At 46.7% G+C, this 19,155-nt stretch carries 20 protein-coding genes; 2 read left to right on the plus strand and 18 right to left on the minus strand.

Going from position 1 to position 19,155, the window contains the following annotated elements; translation table 11 throughout:
• The 3 genes from BQ9856_RS24425 to BQ9856_RS01540 form a co-directional block, all read right to left on the minus strand.
• The coding region (locus tag BQ9856_RS24425) for a hypothetical protein (RefSeq protein WP_442855456.1) at nucleotides 1-435 on the minus strand (435 nt) is incomplete at its 3' end.
• A gap of 249 nt (nucleotides 436-684) precedes the next feature.
• Nucleotides 685-1,332 carry a cytidylate kinase-like family protein gene (locus BQ9856_RS01535; RefSeq protein WP_077609405.1) on the minus strand — a complete coding sequence of 216 codons (648 nt, stop codon included), beginning with the start codon at nucleotides 1,330-1,332 and terminating at the stop codon, nucleotides 685-687.
• Between the two features lie 84 nt (nucleotides 1,333-1,416).
• Entirely contained in the window at nucleotides 1,417-2,712 is a 1,296-nt protein-coding gene (locus tag BQ9856_RS01540) for a galactokinase (protein WP_077609406.1), read from the minus strand.
• A 225-nt stretch (nucleotides 2,713-2,937) separates the two neighbouring features.
• Between BQ9856_RS01540 and BQ9856_RS01545 the strand changes: the two genes are divergently transcribed.
• Nucleotides 2,938-3,882: a TIGR01212 family radical SAM protein gene (locus tag BQ9856_RS01545; protein ID WP_077609407.1), complete on the plus strand. Its 945-nt coding sequence runs from the start codon at nucleotides 2,938-2,940 to the stop codon at nucleotides 3,880-3,882.
• 2 nt (nucleotides 3,883-3,884) lie between these two features.
• Here the strand turns inward: BQ9856_RS01545 and BQ9856_RS01550 are convergent, their stop codons facing one another.
• From BQ9856_RS01550 to BQ9856_RS01570, 4 genes are all read right to left on the minus strand, one after another.
• The gene (locus BQ9856_RS01550; RefSeq protein ID WP_077609408.1) at nucleotides 3,885-5,087 is read right to left on the minus strand and encodes a CapA family protein; all 1,203 of its coding nucleotides are present in this window, start codon (nucleotides 5,085-5,087) and stop codon (nucleotides 3,885-3,887) included.
• 295 nt (nucleotides 5,088-5,382) lie between these two features.
• On the minus strand, nucleotides 5,383-6,225 hold the full coding sequence (locus tag BQ9856_RS01560) for a DegV family protein (protein ID WP_077609410.1): 843 nt from the start codon (nucleotides 6,223-6,225) through the stop codon (nucleotides 5,383-5,385).
• Between the two features lie 194 nt (nucleotides 6,226-6,419).
• Entirely contained in the window at nucleotides 6,420-8,423 is a 2,004-nt protein-coding gene (htpG, locus tag BQ9856_RS01565; RefSeq protein WP_077609411.1) for a molecular chaperone HtpG, read from the minus strand.
• Between the two features lie 151 nt (nucleotides 8,424-8,574).
• Nucleotides 8,575-9,072, minus strand: coding sequence for a DUF5721 family protein (locus BQ9856_RS01570; protein ID WP_077609412.1), 498 nt, complete (start codon nucleotides 9,070-9,072; stop codon nucleotides 8,575-8,577).
• Nucleotides 9,073-9,310: 238 nt separating this feature from the next.
• On the opposite strand from BQ9856_RS01570, the gene BQ9856_RS01575 reads away from it, so the two are divergent.
• Complete coding sequence (locus BQ9856_RS01575; protein WP_077609413.1) at nucleotides 9,311-10,597, plus strand: M18 family aminopeptidase; 1,287 nt, start codon at nucleotides 9,311-9,313, stop codon at nucleotides 10,595-10,597.
• 59 nt (nucleotides 10,598-10,656) lie between these two features.
• Here BQ9856_RS01575 and BQ9856_RS01580 read toward each other — a convergent pair whose 3' ends face one another.
• The 11 genes from BQ9856_RS01580 to glgA all read right to left on the minus strand — a co-directional run bounded on the left by BQ9856_RS01580 (nucleotide 10,657) and on the right by glgA (nucleotide 19,095).
• Entirely contained in the window at nucleotides 10,657-10,890 is a 234-nt protein-coding gene (locus BQ9856_RS01580; RefSeq protein ID WP_077609414.1) for a hypothetical protein, read from the minus strand.
• Between the two features lie 23 nt (nucleotides 10,891-10,913).
• Nucleotides 10,914-11,885 carry a peptidylprolyl isomerase gene (locus tag BQ9856_RS01585; RefSeq protein WP_077609415.1) on the minus strand — a complete coding sequence of 324 codons (972 nt, stop codon included), beginning with the start codon at nucleotides 11,883-11,885 and terminating at the stop codon, nucleotides 10,914-10,916.
• A 19-nt stretch (nucleotides 11,886-11,904) separates the two neighbouring features.
• Entirely contained in the window at nucleotides 11,905-12,690 is a 786-nt protein-coding gene (locus BQ9856_RS01590; protein WP_077609416.1) for an HAD family hydrolase, read from the minus strand.
• Nucleotides 12,687-13,253 carry a Maf family protein gene (locus tag BQ9856_RS01595; RefSeq protein ID WP_077609417.1) on the minus strand — a complete coding sequence of 189 codons (567 nt, stop codon included), beginning with the start codon at nucleotides 13,251-13,253 and terminating at the stop codon, nucleotides 12,687-12,689. Before BQ9856_RS01595 ends, BQ9856_RS01590 begins: the two co-directional genes overlap by 4 nt.
• Nucleotides 13,254-13,448: 195 nt before the next feature.
• Nucleotides 13,449-14,420 (minus strand): peptidylprolyl isomerase, encoded by a 972-nt coding sequence (locus BQ9856_RS01605; RefSeq protein ID WP_077609415.1) that lies wholly within the window; start codon nucleotides 14,418-14,420, stop codon nucleotides 13,449-13,451.
• Nucleotides 14,421-14,439: 19 nt separating this feature from the next.
• The gene (locus BQ9856_RS01610; protein WP_077609416.1) at nucleotides 14,440-15,225 is read right to left on the minus strand and encodes an HAD family hydrolase; all 786 of its coding nucleotides are present in this window, start codon (nucleotides 15,223-15,225) and stop codon (nucleotides 14,440-14,442) included.
• Nucleotides 15,222-15,818: a Maf family protein gene (locus BQ9856_RS01615; RefSeq protein WP_077609418.1), complete on the minus strand. Its 597-nt coding sequence runs from the start codon at nucleotides 15,816-15,818 to the stop codon at nucleotides 15,222-15,224. The genes BQ9856_RS01610 and BQ9856_RS01615 overlap by 4 nt, the downstream gene beginning before the upstream one ends.
• A gap of 82 nt (nucleotides 15,819-15,900) precedes the next feature.
• Nucleotides 15,901-16,458, minus strand: coding sequence for a putative ABC transporter permease (locus BQ9856_RS01620; RefSeq protein WP_077609990.1), 558 nt, complete (start codon nucleotides 16,456-16,458; stop codon nucleotides 15,901-15,903).
• A 108-nt stretch (nucleotides 16,459-16,566) separates the two neighbouring features.
• Nucleotides 16,567-17,028, minus strand: coding sequence for a divergent PAP2 family protein (locus BQ9856_RS01625; protein WP_077609419.1), 462 nt, complete (start codon nucleotides 17,026-17,028; stop codon nucleotides 16,567-16,569).
• A gap of 13 nt (nucleotides 17,029-17,041) precedes the next feature.
• The gene (locus BQ9856_RS01630) at nucleotides 17,042-17,668 is read right to left on the minus strand and encodes an HD family phosphohydrolase (protein ID WP_442855457.1); all 627 of its coding nucleotides are present in this window, start codon (nucleotides 17,666-17,668) and stop codon (nucleotides 17,042-17,044) included.
• Nucleotides 17,650-19,095, minus strand: coding sequence for a glycogen synthase GlgA (gene glgA / locus BQ9856_RS01635; RefSeq protein ID WP_077609420.1), 1,446 nt, complete (start codon nucleotides 19,093-19,095; stop codon nucleotides 17,650-17,652). Before glgA ends, BQ9856_RS01630 begins: the two co-directional genes overlap by 19 nt.
• Nucleotides 19,096-19,155: the final 60 nt, after the last annotated feature.

Consider the following 19,155-nt stretch of genomic DNA (forward strand, 5'->3'; position numbering starts at 1 on the left):
CCCGCCTGTATGCCGGATATCTGAAATGCCCCATTCTCCCTTTAAGGCATGTTCATACAGTTCCCGTTCCGTCTCTTTTAGCTTCTCCTCCTGCCATCCGTCAAAGGAAATATAACTGACTTTATAAGTTGCATTCCCGGTATTAAGCTGTTCCAGATAAACCTTCAGCCATTCGTCATCCGGTGATAAATCGGCAGCTTCCATTATGGCAGTAATCCCGGAAAGCGTATTTTTCACCTCTAAAGCTGCCTCCAGGATCTGGTTCTTCTGGGTATTCGTATAAGAAGTCAGGCTCGCATAGATAAACTGGTTCAATTCCTGATTCAGCTTCCCATGCTGCACATTCAATATCAGGAAGGCGCCGGCAGTTAAAATGATTGTACTGACCAAGCTCAAAATCGCATATGCCATCCTGGGTTTCTTTTCCTGCCCCATCTTACTGATCTCCATTCTCAAAATTACGATTCCCCAAAAAAGCCAGTGGAATCATTCCAACCGGCCTTTCACTGCTTTCATGCTGATTTCATTATATCGCCTTGTTTTTGGTTTTACAATCCCAAAGGCCGATTCTGCATAGAATTTTTTCAGATTACGGTGCCCCTGTTCTGAAAGAAATACCGCCCATCCTTCGTTTGCCGTTCCCTTAAGGGCTCCGAAGGCGGGCGGTATGATATCTGTTTCCCTTTAAAAATCCATTCCTCTCAGCTTAATATAATCCTTAATAAGCTTGGCTGTCTGCTCTAAATCAATGCAGCCGGTATTAATGATCAGGTCATAATTATTCCAATCATCCCAGCTGCCGCCGGTATAATAACGGTAGTACTCCTTCCGCTCCCGGTTAATCTTCTTTACCCGCTTGGCAGCTTCCTTTTCATCTACGTTATCGACCTCCATGGCCCGCTTTACAAGCGTTTCCGTATCCGCGTAGACAAATATCTTTACTAAGCCCGGGCAATCCACATCCTTACGGCTTAATATATAGTCGGCACATCTTCCGGCTATGATGCAGGACTCTTCAGACGCCAGTTCCCGAATGACCTGGGACTGGAACCGAAACAGATTTTCCGGCTTCACAATATCCGCATCCGTAGATGGCTTGCCTAACTGTGGTTTTAAACCGCTTACGATCTTATAAAGCAGATTGCCCCCTGCCTTTTCATCCGCAAGGCGGAAGAATACCTCTCCGACCGCGCTCTGTTCCGATGTAATGGTTAAAATCTCCTCATCATAAAAATGAATTCCCAGCTCCGCAGCAAGGGCCTTTCCCACGATCCGGCCGCCGCTGCCGTACTGCCTTCCGATGGTGATGATCAGGTTTTTCTTATCATTCATAATGCCTGCCTCCTTTTTGTTACACGTTCTTTTCAATCTATTTCTTACTTTTATTGTACTCTATTATGGCAGGAATTACAATTATTATCGGTTCATTCTCTCATTGAAACAGATGGCCCCATAAGGCCTGATGCTCATCCGGTAAGCATTGCCCTGTCCCATGGCTTTTTCGATATAGGATATATATTCATCCACCAGTTCATTGGGCAGCATGGTCATGATGACGCCGGCAAATCCGCCGCCGTGTATCCTGCATGCACCTTTCTTTTTCTCTGCCAGGAACAGCTCCGTCAGGGCCAGAGCTATGGTTATCCCCTGCTCCTGATAACTGGTATTGGTAAAGCAGTTCTGAAGCCATTTCCAGGATGAATCTCCGGAAGCGGTAATGTTTTTTAAGAAGTCCTCAAACCTGTTTTCCTTTAAAGCCGTTATTTCTGCTTCCACCCGCTTATTCTCTTCAAAGAAGTGGAGGGCCCGGAGCACAGAACGGTCTCCGGCAAAGGCTCTGACTTCTTCCATGTTATCGATGACCTCCTGCTCCGTAATGTCAGCGCAGACTTCTTTGCCGAAAAATCCGGCAACCTTTTTCATTTCAGCCGGAATCGAAGAGTAATCCCCGCTCAGATCCGCATGGCCTTTTCCTGTATTGACAATAATAAGACTGTGGTTTTGGGAACCGAAATCAAAATCAATCTTTTCCACAACCGGAGCTTTGGGATCCTTGAAATCAATGGCAATCAATCCGCCCACCGCACATGCCATCTGGTCTAAAAGGCCGGAAGCCTTGTCCCAGTACACATTCTCAGAGAATTTTCCGATATGGGCATAGGCCACGGTATCCAAGCGGCCTTTGTTAAAGAATGTATTTAATATGGAGCAAAGCAGCATCTCAAACGAAGCTGAGGAGCTGACACCCGCTGCGCTGATAACATTGCTGGTTATGTAGGCATTAAAACCGCCGATTTCATATCCTGCTTCTAAAAAGCCCTGTAAAAGGCCTTTTACCAGATCAATGGTTCCCGCCTTCTTATCGCTTGGAGATAAGTCGTCCAGGTCAATGACAAAGCTCTGGTTAAAGGTCTCGCTGACTATGTTCACTTTTCTGCTGTTATTTTTGGCAGCTGCGCCAATACAATCTAAATTGATGCTTCCCGCCAACACCTTTCCATGGTTATGATCGGTATGATTTCCACTGATCTCCGTGCGCCCGGGTGAGGAAAACAGCATCACATCCTCCTCCGGAAATTTCTTATGAAAGTTCATGACAAGGCTCTGATAACGTTCAATATTTTCTAAAACCGCCTCTTCTCCATACAAAACGGCCATAAGCCTTCTGGACCTCTCAGATTCCAGTAACTGGATTGTATCGTTTCCTTTCATGCCACATGCTCTCCTTTTCCGATTTCCTGCCCGCGCTCTTTGGGCGTAAAGGGATACCTGGAAGGTATTTCCCCATTCATTGACAAAGTATTGTCATTGCTACGAGTATATCATAAATGTCAAAGATTCTACAATATAATATTTTACGAAAACCTATAAAATAAATTGACAGTCCATCCGGGGCTCCCGTATAATGGAGCAATCAGAAAAAGTACGGAGGAAACCATGTTCTGGAATGAAAAACCATACCATTCTCTTGACTATGAAATGAAAAAGCAGTACGGGCACAAGGTCTACAAGCTGGCCCTTGACGGCGGTATGACCTGCCCCAACCGGGATGGGACCCTGGGAAATAAAGGCTGCATTTTCTGCAGCAGCGGGGGTTCCGGGGAATTTGCAGAAGCCCTGTCGGCCCATGGCTCCGTTACGGAGCAGATTGAATCCGCCCGAAAAAGGGTTGAAGGAAAAATGAAGTCCGGGAATGGCCGTTTCATCGCTTACTTCCAGTCCTATACCAACACCTATGCACCGGTATCCTATTTAGAAGAGCTGTTTACCCAGGCGATCCGCCATCCCGACGTGGCCATCCTGTCCATTGCCACCCGCCCTGACTGCCTCCCTCCCGACGTCCTATTCCTGTTAAAGGAGTTAAACCGCATGAAACCGGTCTGGGTAGAGCTGGGATTGCAGACCGTTCACGAATCCACGGCCAGCTACATCCGGAGGGGATATCCCCTCTCCGCCTTTTTGAAAGCCTACCGGAGTTTAAAAGAAGCCGGGCTCACCGTCATCGTCCATACGATCCTGGGCCTGCCGGGAGAAACCAGGGACATGGTTCTGGAAACCGCAGATTATCTGGGCCATCTCGGCGAACATGGCATTGACGGAATCAAGCTTCAGCTTCTTCATATTTTAGAAGGGACCGACCTGGCAGCGGAATATCAAAAGGGGCTTGTTCCAGTCTGTTCCTTAGAAGAATACGTGGACCTGGTCATCGACTGCATTGCTCTCCTGCCCCCGGAAACAGTCATTCACCGGATCAGCGGGGACGGTCCCAAAAAGCTGCTTCTGGCACCTTTATGGAGCGGCAATAAGAGGCTGGTCCTCAATGCTCTGGCAAAGCGTTTTAAAGAACGAGGCATCTGTCAGGGCGACAGATACCTCGTCTGATTCTAATTGCTGTTATGATGTACAACGCCGTTTTCATCAACCGACACATCAAAGGATATCCCCTGGAAGTACCGGTAAAATTCCCGGATCTCCTCTGCATCCGTTAACTTCCTTGTATAACCTGCCTGAGAGGTCCCCGGAACCAGGGATAAGGTGGTGCTTCCCTGGTCCAGATCCACATCAGCCCTCAAAAGGGCGGTCTTTGGAATGCTGCTTCCAAATATGAAATTCCCCAGGCTGTAGCATATCGGCTTTCCGTTGTAATATTCAATTCCCTGCAGGACATGAGGATGGCTTCCGATTACCATGTCTGCCCCTGCATCGATGATCTGCTTTCCCAGAGTTCTCTGGTATTCCTGCGGCTTCTCATCCCGTTCTACTCCCCAATGAACATAGACCACCAGATAATCACAGGCACTTTCTGCTTTTTTAATTTCCTCCAGCAGGATGGTTGGATCATAGCCGCTTACCATGCCGGGCTTTTTACTGCCCGCCACCCAGCCTGGATCAGGATAAACTCTTGATGCTGCCAGAAAGCCTATTGTCTTTCCGTTCACCTCCATGGTCTGCAGCTGCCTGGCCCGGTCCATATCGGGCCCTGCCCCTGCGTACTTAATGCCGGCCCCGTCAAGGGCCGTGCAGGTGTCCACAAGGGCATCGGTTCCATAATCAAGCGAATGGTTATTGGCCAGAGCCACGATATCAACTCCGATTTCATTCATCATGGAAATTCTGGAAGGAGACAGCCTGAATGTAAACTGCTTATCCGGCGCCGCCGACCCACGGTCACTGAACGGAAATTCCTGATTCGCCATAAAGATGTCCGCCTGGCCGATTTCAGAACGAAATCCATCATCCAGCACTCCATTTATACCTCCCGCCTTATCATAAGCCGTCGTCACATGAGTAGAAAGTAATATATCACCCGCAAAAAGCAGATGAACCAGCGGATTCTGCTCCGATTCTTCCTCCGTAAGTTCTGTTTCCTCCTGAGATTGGCTTGCCTCTACGGTCAGCACCTCTGTTTCATTCGGGCTCTCATTACCCGCTTCCGTCAGGCTTTCCGCAAGACTTGTCCCACTTGCAGATTCTGTTTCCTCCTGTGTCCCATTCCATTCATTTACCGCAATCCATACAATCAACAATACAAACAGCAATACGGGAAGGAAAACCAGAATCTTCATCAATCCATTCGTTTTCTTCATTGGTTCCTCCTGATTGTTAATAATTTCCACATGTTTTTACTTTTTTCATAATGTTTTCCACATTTTTCGAGTTTTTTTCCATAACTTTTCTTTCATACTTCTTTGGGATTTATTCCCATTTTTTTATCTTACACTGGTTCTGTGCTTTTGTCAAATTTTCCACAGAGGCCATTTTACTGATTTTACGAAAAAAACCGGGTGCTGCAGAGAGAAATGCAAATTTTCCCTCCGCCGGACCCGGCTGTTCCTGTTATATGTTTATGGTATGAGGAGCGTTCTGTTCCTTAACCTGTCCTTAAAGCGTCATGACGATTCCTCCGTCATTGGCATAAACCGTTGCAACTCCGGCAGTTTCCGTAATGATCACATCTTTAAAAACGGCCTTTTTCATCATCTCCTGCTTTACAAGCTCCCCCCGTTCCGGGTTGTTGCAATGAGCAATGGTTAAAATCTTATCCTTTGTATCGCCTGCCTCTTTGACCGCGATATCCACCATGCGGGCCAGGGCTTTATTGATCCCTCTTGCCTGGTCCAGCTTAATGATCACGCCGGAGGCCGCTCCCATAACCGGTTTGATGTTAAGGGCTGTGGCAAAAAAAGCCTGGAGTCCTGTGAGACGGCCATTCTTTCGGAGAGTATCCAGACTTTCCAGAACAAAATAGGTCTTCATGTTCTTTATAAAGTTCCTTGCCTTTTCTTCAATCTCCTCAAACGGAAGAGACGCCTGGCAAAGGGACTGCACGAAAAGCGCGATATTAAGCTGTCCGGCGGAAGCGGAGTCAGAACCCAATACTGCAATTTTTTTCCCATTATCTCTGTGTTCCTCTTCATAAAGCTTTTTTCCGAGGACCGCGCTGTTATAACTGCCGCTTAAGTGTTCAGACAGGGTAATTACAAAAACCTGTTCCTCATCGCACTCAAAAGCTTCCTTAAACAGCTCCGGAGAAGGGCAGGCAGTCTTTGGGCATTCGCTGCTGCTTTTCACCAATTCCAGAAACTTCCTCTGGTCAAAGGTATCATCGTCGATTACCTGGGTACTTCCCACTTGTAAAATAAGGGGAATTATCTGAAAGTGGGGATCTTTCTTTAAATCCGCCGTAAGGTCCAGGCAGCTGTCCCCAATGATTTTATAGCTCATATCTCTATTCATCCTCCTGGCATGAAACTTATCATGTAGTATTCATTACCATATATTATAGAGAAACCAAGCTCAGATGTCAATAGCATAATATAGAAAAAGGGCTTGTACCGGAAAGCCTCCGATCCTCCCATCCGTCCGGCTTACGCGGTTCAAGTCCTCTTTTTTCTAAAAAAATCCAGTGATTCTGATGCTTATACCTCTGTCATCCCAAGCATCAGCTCATTGCTTCTGGCTATAAATTTCGTCATACGTTCCGGTGTCAGGGAACCGTGGCTTAACGCTGCCAGATCATAAAGCTGTTCGCATATGGAATTGGTATTGGCTCCATCCCTGTTCCCTAATATGAACCGGACCAGCTTGTTGTTGTAGTTAAGCACCAGTGTCTCACCGCCTGCTCCAAACATGGAAGAATCCATTCCAGGCATGGTGTACGCCTTCATCATTTCCTGCATACGGCGTGTTTCCTCTGATACGGTAATCATGGAGGACACGTTTTCATTCTTTAATTTCTCCACCTTTACATCCAGGTGTTCTTTATTTAACGCTTTGCGGAACAGGTCTGTCAGGGCTTCTGCGTCTGCCTTCATGGCCTCCTTATCCTCTTCACTTACCTCTTCCTTGAAGATATCGGATAAATCGGAATTGATGCATAAGAACTTCACATTTTCATTCTTCTGCTCTAAGTATCCCATGAACGGATTATCAATATTCTGAGTCAGATAAACCGCATCAAGGCCCGCTTCTTTAAACATGTTGATGTACTGGCTCTGCTCTTTTTCATCGGTGATATAGAAAACGCTGTTCTCGTGCTTCTCCTTGTTCTCTTCCAGACAGTCTGAGAGAGTTAAATACTTGCCTTCCAGGTTCTTAAAGATTATGGAATCATTGATCTTCTCCGCGAACTTTTCATCCTTTAAGCAGCCGAATTTGATAAACGGATTGATATCATCCCAGTATTTCTCATAATTCTCACGGTCTGTCTTAAACATACCGGTTAACTTATCTGCTACCTTCTTTGTGATGTAATCGGAAATCTTCTTTACAAAGCCGTCGTTCTGCAGCGCACTTCTGGATACATTAAGAGGCAGGTCCGGACAATCGATCACGCCCTTTAACAGCATCAGAAATTCCGGAATGACTTCCTTAATGTTATCAGCAATAAATACCTGGTTGTTATACAGTTTGATGGTTCCTTCCAGGCTGTCATAATTTATGTTCAGTTTTGGGAAGTAAAGAATTCCCTTTAAATTAAACGGATAATCCATGTTTAAATGAATCCAGAACAACGGCTCCTTATAATCGCGGAATACTTTGCGGTAGAAGGACTTATATTCCTCTTCCGTGCAATCATTCGGATGCTTATTCCACAGAGGATTGGTATCATTAACCGGAACCGGACGTTTTTTAATCTTATATTTTTCCCTGGCAGGAGATACCTCTACCACTTCTTTCCCGCCGTTTTCGTTCTCCTTCTCCTCGGTCTTTGCTTCCTCGACAATGGTTTCAACTACCGTATCCTTTTCGGTCAGTTCATCCTTTTCGATGGTTTCATACTGAGGCTCTCCGGAGGCATTGGTCAGATAGATTGCAACCGGCATAAAGGAACAGTATTTATCAAGTACTTCTTTCGCCCGGTATTCGTTACAGAACTCCAGGCTCTCTTCGTTTAAATACAGCTTGATGGTGGTTCCGGCCTCTGTCTTGTCCCCATCTGCCATCTCATACTCGGTACCGCCATCCGACTCCCAATGTACCGGAATCGCACCTTCCTTATAAGATAAGGTATCGATGGTAACCCGGTCAGCTACCATGAATGCGGAATAGAAACCAAGTCCGAAGTGACCGATGATCTGATCCTCATTGGCTTTATCCTTATACTTTTCAAGGAAATCCTGAGCACCGGAAAAAGCGATCTGATTGATATACTCCTCCACTTCTTCCATGGTCATACCGATCCCGTTGTCCTTAAATGTAATGGTTTTCTCATTGGAATCGGTAATAACTTCGATCTTAAACTCCAGATTTTCCGGCTTCTGCCATTCTCCCATGACTTCCAGCTTCTTAAGCTTTGTAATGGCATCACAGCCATTGGAAATCAGCTCACGGTAGAAAATGTCGTGGTCGGAATACAACCATTTCTTAATGATCGGGAAAATGTTTTCGCTGTTAATTGTCAAACTTCCGGTTTTTGCCATATCAGAACACTCCTTATTCTCTTTTTTTCTATTTCTGTTCCATGTTTTCCATGGAATTCTCACAAATTTTACCTGCAAAGAGTATTTTAATACGGTGTTACGGAAATGTCAATAGAAAATTAGCACTCATTTTAAATGAGTGCTAATAATCCTATTCTTCCAAAAATGAGATTTCGTTCTGCTTTAAAAAAGCTTTGAAAGCCTGGTCCCATTCCTCATCCAGGGTCTTATCCAGAGTAAAAATGGAAACCGAGGTTCCCGTGATACAGGTAAGCCTCTCTTCCTCGTAACGGATATTGACGTACAAGCCCTTTACCTGGTCCGGCATAAGGGGAATCTGACGAGCGGCCAGGAAACGTTCTGCCCCGTCTTTTGGCAACTGCATAATGATCCGGAAGCAGCCCGGAAGCTTTTTTCCTTTAATTAATGAAAAGCAGAACGGTTTCATCATGGCCCATGCGGATAAATCTCCGATTTTCTTTTCCTCGATTTCTTCTCTGGAATAATATCCGGGGCGGATCGTTCCGTCAATGGTAAATGTATTAAAAGTACTGATCGAAGCTTCCTTTACAAGAAACCGGTCAAATACCTCTCCCACAAAAAGCTTGGATGTAAACGGCTTGATATCCTCAATTCTCAGCGCAATCATAGCAAATTCTCCCCATTTGTTGTCTTTATCCGTTAACTATACACCGGATTGTCCCAGCCTGTCAACGCAGGATTTCTCTCCCTCATCCGGTATTCCCAGACGCTGTTTTCTATGATATAATAAAGCGGAAGCACCCTACGGGCATACCTTCACGCCCAAAAAACGTGGGCAAGAAAGCGGAAACACCCTACGGGTATACCTTTATGCCCAAAAAGCATGGGCAAGAAAGAGGAAACATATGAATTACATTAAGCAATTAGATTCACTGATCGCCGCATCGGTTTCTCCCTACCACTGCATCATGGCGGCGGCAGACCAGCTTTTGGCCGCAGGTTTTGAAGAACTGCCGCTGGCCGCGCCCTGGGAACTGAAACAGGGCCATTCCTATTATATAAACGCCTTTGATTCCACCCTGATGGCATTTTCCGTCGGCAAAGAACTGGGCGAAGTCCCTTCTCTTAGACTGGCCGCCTCTCACACAGACTGGCCCTGTTTAAAAGTAAAGCCCTCCCCGGAGGTCACAGCCTTGCAGTACGGAAAGCTTAACGTAGAGGTCTATGGCAGCCCCCTTTTCGGTACCTGGTTTGACCGCCCCTTATCCATGGCCGGTAAGGTCTGTGTAACCGGCGCCTCCCCCATGGAGCCGAAAACCATATTCGTTGACTTTTCCCGTCCCCTTCTTACGGTCCCGAACCTGGCCATCCACATGAACAGGGATGCCAATGAAGGCGTTGCCGTCAATGCCCAGATAGACATGCTTCCCCTCATTGCCCGGATTACGGATGAATTAAGCAGGGAAGACTTTTTCTTAGAAGCGCTGGCAAAAGAGGCCGGAGTGAAAAAGGAAGACATTCTGGATTATGAAATCTACATATATAACTGGGAATCCGGAACCCTGTTAGGCCTGCAGAATGAGTTTTACTCTGCCCCCCGCCTGGACAACTTAACTTCGGTTCAGGCCTGTTTAAGCGGAATCACGGCCGGCCCATACCAAAGCGGCATCCATGCCATCGCTTTGTACGATAATGAGGAAATCGGGAGCCGGACAAAACAGGGCGCTGCCTCCGCTTTGACCGAGCACATTCTTGAAAAGGTATGCTTATCCCTGGGCTATTCCAGAGAGGCATTTTTAAATGCCCTGCTGAACGGCTTTCTGCTGTCCATGGATGTGGCTCACGCGGTCCATCCCAACCATATGGAAAAATGTGACATCAAAAACCAGATAATCATGGGTGACGGAGTCGCCATTAAGCTGGCGGCCAGTCAGGCTTATGCTACCGATGCTTCCAGCACCGGAATCATTGAGGGAATATGCCGGGCAGAAGATATCCCGTACAAAAAATTCTCCAACCGCTCTGATATAAAAGGAGGCTCTACTCTGGGAAGCATCTCAACCGCACTTTTGACCATGAAAACAGTGGATGTCGGCGTGCCCATCCTCGCCATGCATTCTGCAAGGGAGGTTATGGGAGCCAGGGACCAGGAAGCGCTTGTAAAACTGGCAAAAGCATTCTTCCAGGCATAAATACAATAAAAGGAAGGGGAAACCGCCGATAATCAACCTGACGGTTTCCCCTTCCTCTTTTAATGCGTCTCCCACATGGTTTCCGGTACCACTTCCCTGCTGGATTCCAAAGGTGAATCAGGGATCCTGCTGCCCTCCCAGTACCTGTATCCGGACACGCCTGCCGCCGTTAAACCGGCAATTAGGAGCAGAAGAAAAAGAAGCAGCAGGAACCCCGTAAATATCTCCCGCCCCCGGCTTCCCCTGCGCCTGCGGCTGTGTTTTTTCCGCCTGTGACTTATTTCCGGTCTCATCTGTATCCTTCCTTCCCCTATGATCAATCAGAAAAATACTTTTTGTAAATCTCAAAAAAGTTGGCAGTAGTTGTTTTATCGTCTTTGGAGAACTTTACATCCTTCCATATTTCATCGCTGAACGTGACCGGATTTTCTTCCTTAAAACGGGAGTAGATCTGATCAAATGCTTCCTTCTTCCTTTTCCGGTATAACCCTGCTTTCCTCTCCTGAGTGGCGTTCTCATCATAGTCATTTACACATTTAATGATGTAGTTTTTTCCGTTTTCTTCCACTACCTGGCTTATCCCGCCTGCTGATAGCGCAAAGGCGGCATCTTCAAAGGCCCCGGGAGTCTCCCCCCGTCCTATTTTTCGCTCTATGGCCCCATCCTCCGAATATTCCCGGGCAAGCGCCGCGAAATCCGCACCCTCAGCCCCTGCCTTTGAAAGCACATCCGCGGCCAGGGCAGAATCAGACAAAACGATCTGGTCCACTAATATCACCTTGGCTTCGCTGTCACTGATTTCCAGATTCATGTCCTTTGTCAGCTCATTGACTACCTTGTTGGACAGATAGTATTCTTCATACATGGTCCGGACATCATCCTCTTTCACTCCCATGTAAGAAATATCCTCTTTCGTCAGGGAACTGAAATATTCCTCTGACGCCTTACGGACTTTTTCCTTTTCTGCGCTGGTCAGGCTGACACCTTTATTCTGAGCCAGAAGGTTTAACATCTTCATTTCCTGCAGAAACTCTTTCACCTGGGCCACCAGATAGGTTTCAAAATTCTGTCCGCCGGGCAGATCCACGCCCCAAATCTGGCTGGTATAAATTTGCTGGTAACGGTTTCTCTCCGTAGCCACGATGATCATGGACTGCGGCAATGTATACGCCTTGGTTTCTGAAATTTCCGAAACAATGGGGATATCAGCCTTACAGCCGGAAAGCAGGGCAATTGCCGCTGCAGCAGCCAAAAGGAAGGTTCCCACAGGCTTTCGTAAAATCTTCATGGACACCCCTCTTTTCATGCTACAGGAGCAGCTTCAGTATTTTTAAGACCCCGTCATTTACATTGGTGTCCGCCTGAAACCTGGCTGCAGCCTTCACTTCTTCCCTGGCATTCCCCACTGCAAAACTGTAATATGCCTGCTTTAACATCTCGATATCATTTAGCTGGTCGCCAAATGCCATGGTCTCTTCCGGCTTAATCCCCAGACTTTCCTGAAGAAGCTTTACTGCCTGGCCTTTGTTAATTCCCGGCCTCATGCAATCCATCCACATATCCCCGGCAATGGTGATCTTAAGGCGGTCCGCATACTTTTCACGCAGGGCTCTGGTATGGGCCTCCACATCCGTCTTCCGGTACACTGATATCTTAATAAACTCGGAATCTACCCTGGTCAGGTCTTCCACCTGTTTCACCCGGAATTTGTATCCATTCACCAGCCAGTCAATAAATTCCTGGTCTTCCGTCTCCAAATATACCGTATCCGGACCGCTGATCATAACTTCAAGCCCTTCCATATTCCGCACATCCTGTATCATATCCATAACAGTCTGTCTATCAATGGGATTCGTAAATAAATTCCTTCCATGGCATCCCACATAGGCGCCGTTATCTGACAGATAGAACACCTTCTCCTTAATTGGGTCAAAAATGGACTCAATGCTGGCCCATTGGCGCCCGCTGGCTGCGGCAAACTGGATTCCCTTTGCACGAAGCTTTAAAATCATATCATAAAGTTCCGGATTCACCTCATGGCTTCCATCGGTCACCAGAGTTCCATCGATATCCGATGCAATCAGTTTAATCATTCCTCATCCTCCTGTTCAAACATCTGCTTTATCTCCTGGTACACTCGTCCTACAGGCAATCCTACTACATTATTATAATCCCCGTCAATCCCTTTAATAAAAGCTGCAAATTTTCCCTGTATTCCATAGGCCCCGGCTTTGTCCATGGGCTCCGTATCATCCGCATAGGTTTTTATCTCTGCTTCTGACATGGGATACACATGAACATCCGTTTTTTCCACAAATGTCCGTACCTTTTTCCCAGCCTGTCCACAAAATACCAGGGTGACCCCTGTGTATACCTGATGTGTTTTTCCTTCCAGCAGGGAAATCATCCGGTGAGCCTCCTCATGGCTGGCCGGTTTTCCAAGTATCTCCCCTCCGGCCGCCACAACCGTGTCCGCGCCGATGATACAGGTTCCCGTTTTCTGAAAGCCGGCAACATCCTCTGCCTTTCTGCGTGAAAGCTCCACGACCGCATCTTCCGGCACATCTGTGTTTATCTTTTCTTCGATGGTACTGGGGATGATCTCCGGCACGATTCCGATCTGTGCCAGANCTGCTGGATTCCAAAGGTGAATCAGGGATCCTGCTGCCCTCCCAGTACCTGTATCCGGACACGCCTGCCGCCGTTAAACCGGCAATTAGGAGCAGAAGAAAAAGAAGCAGCAGGAACCCCGTAAATATCTCCCGCCCCCGGCTTCCCCTGCGCCTGCGGCTGTGTTTTTTCCGCCTGTGACTTATTTCCGGTCTCATCTGTATCCTTCCTTCCCCTATGATCAATCAGAAAAATACTTTTTGTAAATCTCAAAAAAGTTGGCAGTAGTTGTTTTATCGTCTTTGGAGAACTTTACATCCTTCCATATTTCATCGCTGAACGTGACCGGATTTTCTTCCTTAAAACGGGAGTAGATCTGATCAAATGCTTCCTTCTTCCTTTTCCGGTATAACCCTGCTTTCCTCTCCTGAGTGGCGTTCTCATCATAGTCATTTACACATTTAATGATGTAGTTTTTTCCGTTTTCTTCCACTACCTGGCTTATCCCGCCTGCTGATAGCGCAAAGGCGGCATCTTCAAAGGCCCCGGGAGTCTCCCCCCGTCCTATTTTTCGCTCTATGGCCCCATCCTCCGAATATTCCCGGGCAAGCGCCGCGAAATCCGCACCCTCAGCCCCTGCCTTTGAAAGCACATCCGCGGCCAGGGCAGAATCAGACAAAACGATCTGGTCCACTAATATCACCTTGGCTTCGCTGTCACTGATTTCCAGATTCATGTCCTTTGTCAGCTCATTGACTACCTTGTTGGACAGATAGTATTCTTCATACATGGTCCGGACATCATCCTCTTTCACTCCCATGTAAGAAATATCCTCTTTCGTCAGGGAACTGAAATATTCCTCTGACGCCTTACGGACTTTTTCCTTTTCTGCGCTGGTCAGGCTGACACCTTTATTCTGAGCCAGAAGGTTTAACATCTTCATTTCCTGCAGAAACTCTTTCACCTGGGCCACCAGATAGGTTTCAAAATTCTGTCCGCCGGGCAGATCCACGCCCCAAATCTGGCTGGTATAAATTTGCTGGTAACGGTTTCTCTCCGTAGCCACGATGATCATGGACTGCGGCAATGTATACGCCTTGGTTTCTGAAATTTCCGAAACAATGGGGATATCAGCCTTACAGCCGGAAAGCAGGGCAATTGCCGCTGCAGCAGCCAAAAGGAAGGTTCCCACAGGCTTTCGTAAAATCTTCATGGACACCCCTCTTTTCATGCTACAGGAGCAGCTTCAGTATTTTTAAGACCCCGTCATTTACATTGGTGTCCGCCTGAAACCTGGCTGCAGCCTTCACTTCTTCCCTGGCATTCCCCACTGCAAAACTGTAATATGCCTGCTTTAACATCTCGATATCATTTAGCTGGTCGCCAAATGCCATGGTCTCTTCCGGCTTAATCCCCAGACTTTCCTGAAGAAGCTTTACTGCCTGGCCTTTGTTAATTCCCGGCCTCATGCAATCCATCCACATATCCCCGGCAATGGTGATCTTAAGGCGGTCCGCATACTTTTCACGCAGGGCTCTGGTATGGGCCTCCACATCCGTCTTCCGGTACACTGATATCTTAATAAACTCGGAATCTACCCTGGTCAGGTCTTCCACCTGTTTCACCCGGAATTTGTATCCATTCACCAGCCAGTCAATAAATTCCTGGTCTTCCGTCTCCAAATATACCGTATCCGGACCGCTGATCATAACTTCAAGCCCTTCCATATTCCGCACATCCTGTATCATATCCATAACAGTCTGTCTATCAATGGGATTCGTAAATAAATTCCTTCCATGGCATCCCACATAGGCGCCGTTATCTGACAGATAGAACACCTTCTCCTTAATTGGGTCAAAAATGGACTCAATGCTGGCCCATTGGCGCCCGCTGGCTGCGGCAAACTGGATTCCCTTTGCACGAAGCTTTAAAATCATATCATAAAGTTCCGGATTCACCTCATGGCTTCCATCGGTCACCAGAGTTCCATCGATATCCGATGCAATCAGTTTAATCATTCCTCATCCTCCTGTTCAAACATCTGCTTTATCTCCTGGTACACTCGTCCTACAGGCAATCCTACTACATTATTATAATCCCCGTCAATCCCTTTAATAAAAGCTGCAAATTTTCCCTGTATTCCATAGGCCCCGGCTTTGTCCATGGGCTCCGTATCATCCGCATAGGTTTTTATCTCTGCTTCTGACATGGGATACACATGAACATCCGTTTTTTCCACAAATGTCCGTACCTTTTTCCCAGCCTGTCCACAAAATACCAGGGTGACCCCTGTGTATACCTGATGTGTTTTTCCTTCCAGCAGGGAAATCATCCGGTGAGCCTCCTCATGGCTGGCCGGTTTTCCAAGTATCTCCCCTCCGGCCGCCACAACCGTGTCCGCGCCGATGATACAGGTTCCCGTTTTCTGAAAGCCGGCAACATCCTCTGCCTTTCTGCGTGAAAGCTCCACGACCGCATCTTCCGGCACATCTGTGTTTATCTTTTCTTCGATGGTACTGGGGATGATCTCCGGCACGATTCCGATCTGTGCCAGAAGCTCCTTCCTTCTTGGCGAAGCCGAAGCCAGCACAAGCTTCTTGATTCTATCCATTTGAAACCTCCATTTTCATATAGCGGACACGATGGTCAAAAAAAATGAAATAAGCGGGACCCGAATCGAATCCCGCCATTCATTAATATACTTTCAGACGTCCGATCATGGACGTACCATCATCTTCGCAGACAGCTTTAAGCTGCAATCTCATGGTGAATATAAAATCAGCCGCATAGAATATCAGAAGGCTTGCAGCGACCATGCGCCCATAATTATCGGGAACCAGCCCTGCCATCTGATTTACAAATCCATTCAGGAAGCGGAAATAAAATATCCCCAGAAATCCCCATGCAATGCTGCTTTCCGGACAGATGATGCCTTTGTAGTTAAATGGCTTCTGACTGTAATCCCACCAGAATGAACCAAACAGCCGTATCATCATATGAGCTGTCACCAGCTCCATAAAAGTCGCCATCGCCATAGAAGCGAAATAAAGGCGGACCGGATTGTCAACAAGCGGCTTAAGCAGGATCATCGCTCCCATGGCCCCAAATCCATATATGATACAGAATGGTCCATGTCCAAATCCGCGATTCAATACAGGCCTTTTATTCTCATAGCTGAGTACGGCACATTCAAGAAGGTATCCCAGAAAGCTGAATAGGAAAAAACAGATTATCCTACGATAGATTGACATATCCATTTTACCTCCAATTTTAACAATTTTTTAACTTGTTAAAGTATAATATGGATATCTTAAGAAATCAAGGGTTATTTTCTTACGATTCCCGGAAAACTTTCATGGTTACACATAATAGTGCGCCATAAAAAATGCCAGCAGAATTCCTAAAATTGCCCCTGCAACTACCTGAAGGGGGGTGTGGCCTACATATTCCTTTAACTTTTCCTGTAATATCTCTCCATTCAGCTTTAACGGATTTTCCAGCAGTATGCTGTTTAACAGCTTGGCCTGTTTCCCGGTTTCCCTGCGTACCCCCATGGCATCGTACATTACCACCATAGAGAGGATAAAACTGATCGCAAACTCAAAAGAACCGACGCCATAGCGGTAAACGGCGGCGGTTGTCAGCGCGCAAACCGTGGAGGAATGGGAGCTTGGCATCCCACCGGACCCCACCAGCCTCTCCGGATTAAAGTTCCTGTTAAGGGCCAGATCGATGATCGTCTTTAAAACCTGTGCTACTATCCAGCCGGCAACTGCAGTCACCAGAACCTGATTCCCAAGTAAATCGTCCCAAAATGTCATGGTTTCCTCCATCTTATGCAGCACTTTTCCAGCCAAAACCAAATAAAATCCAACGCTTTATCCTGGCCACCGTTTCGATCAGGCCGCAAAATTTATCCGAATAAATAATCACCAGTCCCTCCCGGCTTTTGGGAGGAATTGGCGTTAACGGCCACATATGGCGAAGTATCATATTCTTTTCTTTTTCCGTTAATTCAAAATATTTTACCGCATTATTCAGTGCGGCCCTGGGATGGGTAAAACCATGGAAATGTTCCCCGGTTTCTCTGGCATGGGTATGCCAGTCGTACAAAAACAAATCATGAAGAAGGCCGGCTCTGGCAACCTCTGTATATTCCCAGCCCAGCCTTCTGCAAATGCAGTAACTCATATAGGAAACCTTTATACAATGGGCTTTGCAGGTAGTGTCTCCATGCTGCATATAGTTATCCATGGACTGGAAAACCGGATGATCGATGATGTCCCTCACGCAACCCATATATTCCGGATCCTCGGTATAATGTTCCCGTTCCACCCAGGAAGAATCTTCTGCCCATCTGACTGATTCCTGCTTTTCTTCCCGGGTTAAATGCATACTTTCCATCGTTGTTCCATCGCTTCTTTCCTGAAATATCAATCGGCTTAACAGCCAATCAGCCAATCATACAGTTCCTGATACTTCATGGCTGAAGTTTTCCATGAGTAATCCTTCGCCATGGCGCGGTCAATGATCTTATTCCACTCACGCTTCTTATCGCAGTAAACCCCTTCCGCATACCGGATGATCCCTAACATCTCGTGGGCGTTATAATTGGAGAAGGAGAAGCCGGTCCCACGGTTCTCATACTCATTATACGGCTCTACCGTATCCTTTAAACCGCCTGTTTCCCGTACAATGGGAACGGTACCATACCGGAGAGCCATAAGCTGGCTTAAACCGCATGGTTCAAATAATGACGGCATAAGAAAAGCATCGCAGGCTGCGTATACTTTGTGGGACATGACCTCTGAATAATATATATTAGCCGAGACCTTATCCTGATACTTCCATGCATAATGGCGGAACATATTTTCATACTGCTCTTCCCCGGTACCGAGAATGACCAGCTGAATATCATCCTGGCACAGTTCATCAATCACGCACTGGATCAGATCCAGTCCCTTCTGGTCCGTCAGCCTGGAAACAATACCGATCATGAACCTTTTCTCATCCTGGTTTAATCCCAGCTCCTGCTGAAGAGCCGTTTTATTCTTCCCCTTCTCCTTACGAAAGTTCTTTGCATTATAATTCTTTACGATATGCGGATCCGATCCAGGATCGAATTCATCATAATCAATGCCATTTAAAATGCCCCGGAGACTGCCCGCCCTTGCGCGCATCAGACCATCCAGTCCTTCTCCGTAAAACGGCATCTTGATTTCTTCCGCATAAGTATCGCTGACAGTCGTGATTGCGTCAGCGTAAACGATGCCTCCCTTTAACAGGTTGCCATCCTTATAAGCTTCCAATTTATCCGGCGTAAAATAATAATCCGGCAGGCAGGTAAGCCTTTGGATCGTCTTAACATCCCATACGCCCTGGAACTTTAAGTTGTGGATTGTGATCACGGACTTCATGCTTTGAAAAAATTCCCCATCATGAAACCGGTCTTTTAACAGTACAGGAATAAGTGCGGTCTGCCAGTCATGGCAATGGATCACATCAGGCTGAAATCCGATCACCGGAAGCGCTGATAATGCCGCCCTGGAGTAAAAGCAGAACTTTTCCAGGTCATTGTACCAGTCGCCATATGGCCTGAGACCATTAAAATATCCTTCGTTGTCAATAAAGTAAAAGGTAATTCCTTCGTAAACATACTGAAGAATCCCCACATATCTGCTTTGGCCCAGATAATCCATATAGAAATGATCGATATAGGTCATCTGGCTTCTCCACTCTTCTTTGATACACAGATATTTGGGAATCAGAACTCTGACATCAAAAAACTCCCGATCAAAGCACTTGGGAAGGGAACCTGCTACATCGGCAAGCCCGCCTGTTTTAACAAAAGGTACTGCTTCCGATGCAACGAATAATATCTTCTTCATCCAAAAACCTCCCTTATTCTTTTCACCCTGGGGCGCTGTCTGTCATCCTATAGTATACTG

Source organism: Clostridium sp. Marseille-P2415, assembly GCF_900155545.1.
Classification (GTDB): Bacteria; Bacillota; Clostridia; order Lachnospirales; family Lachnospiraceae; genus Lacrimispora.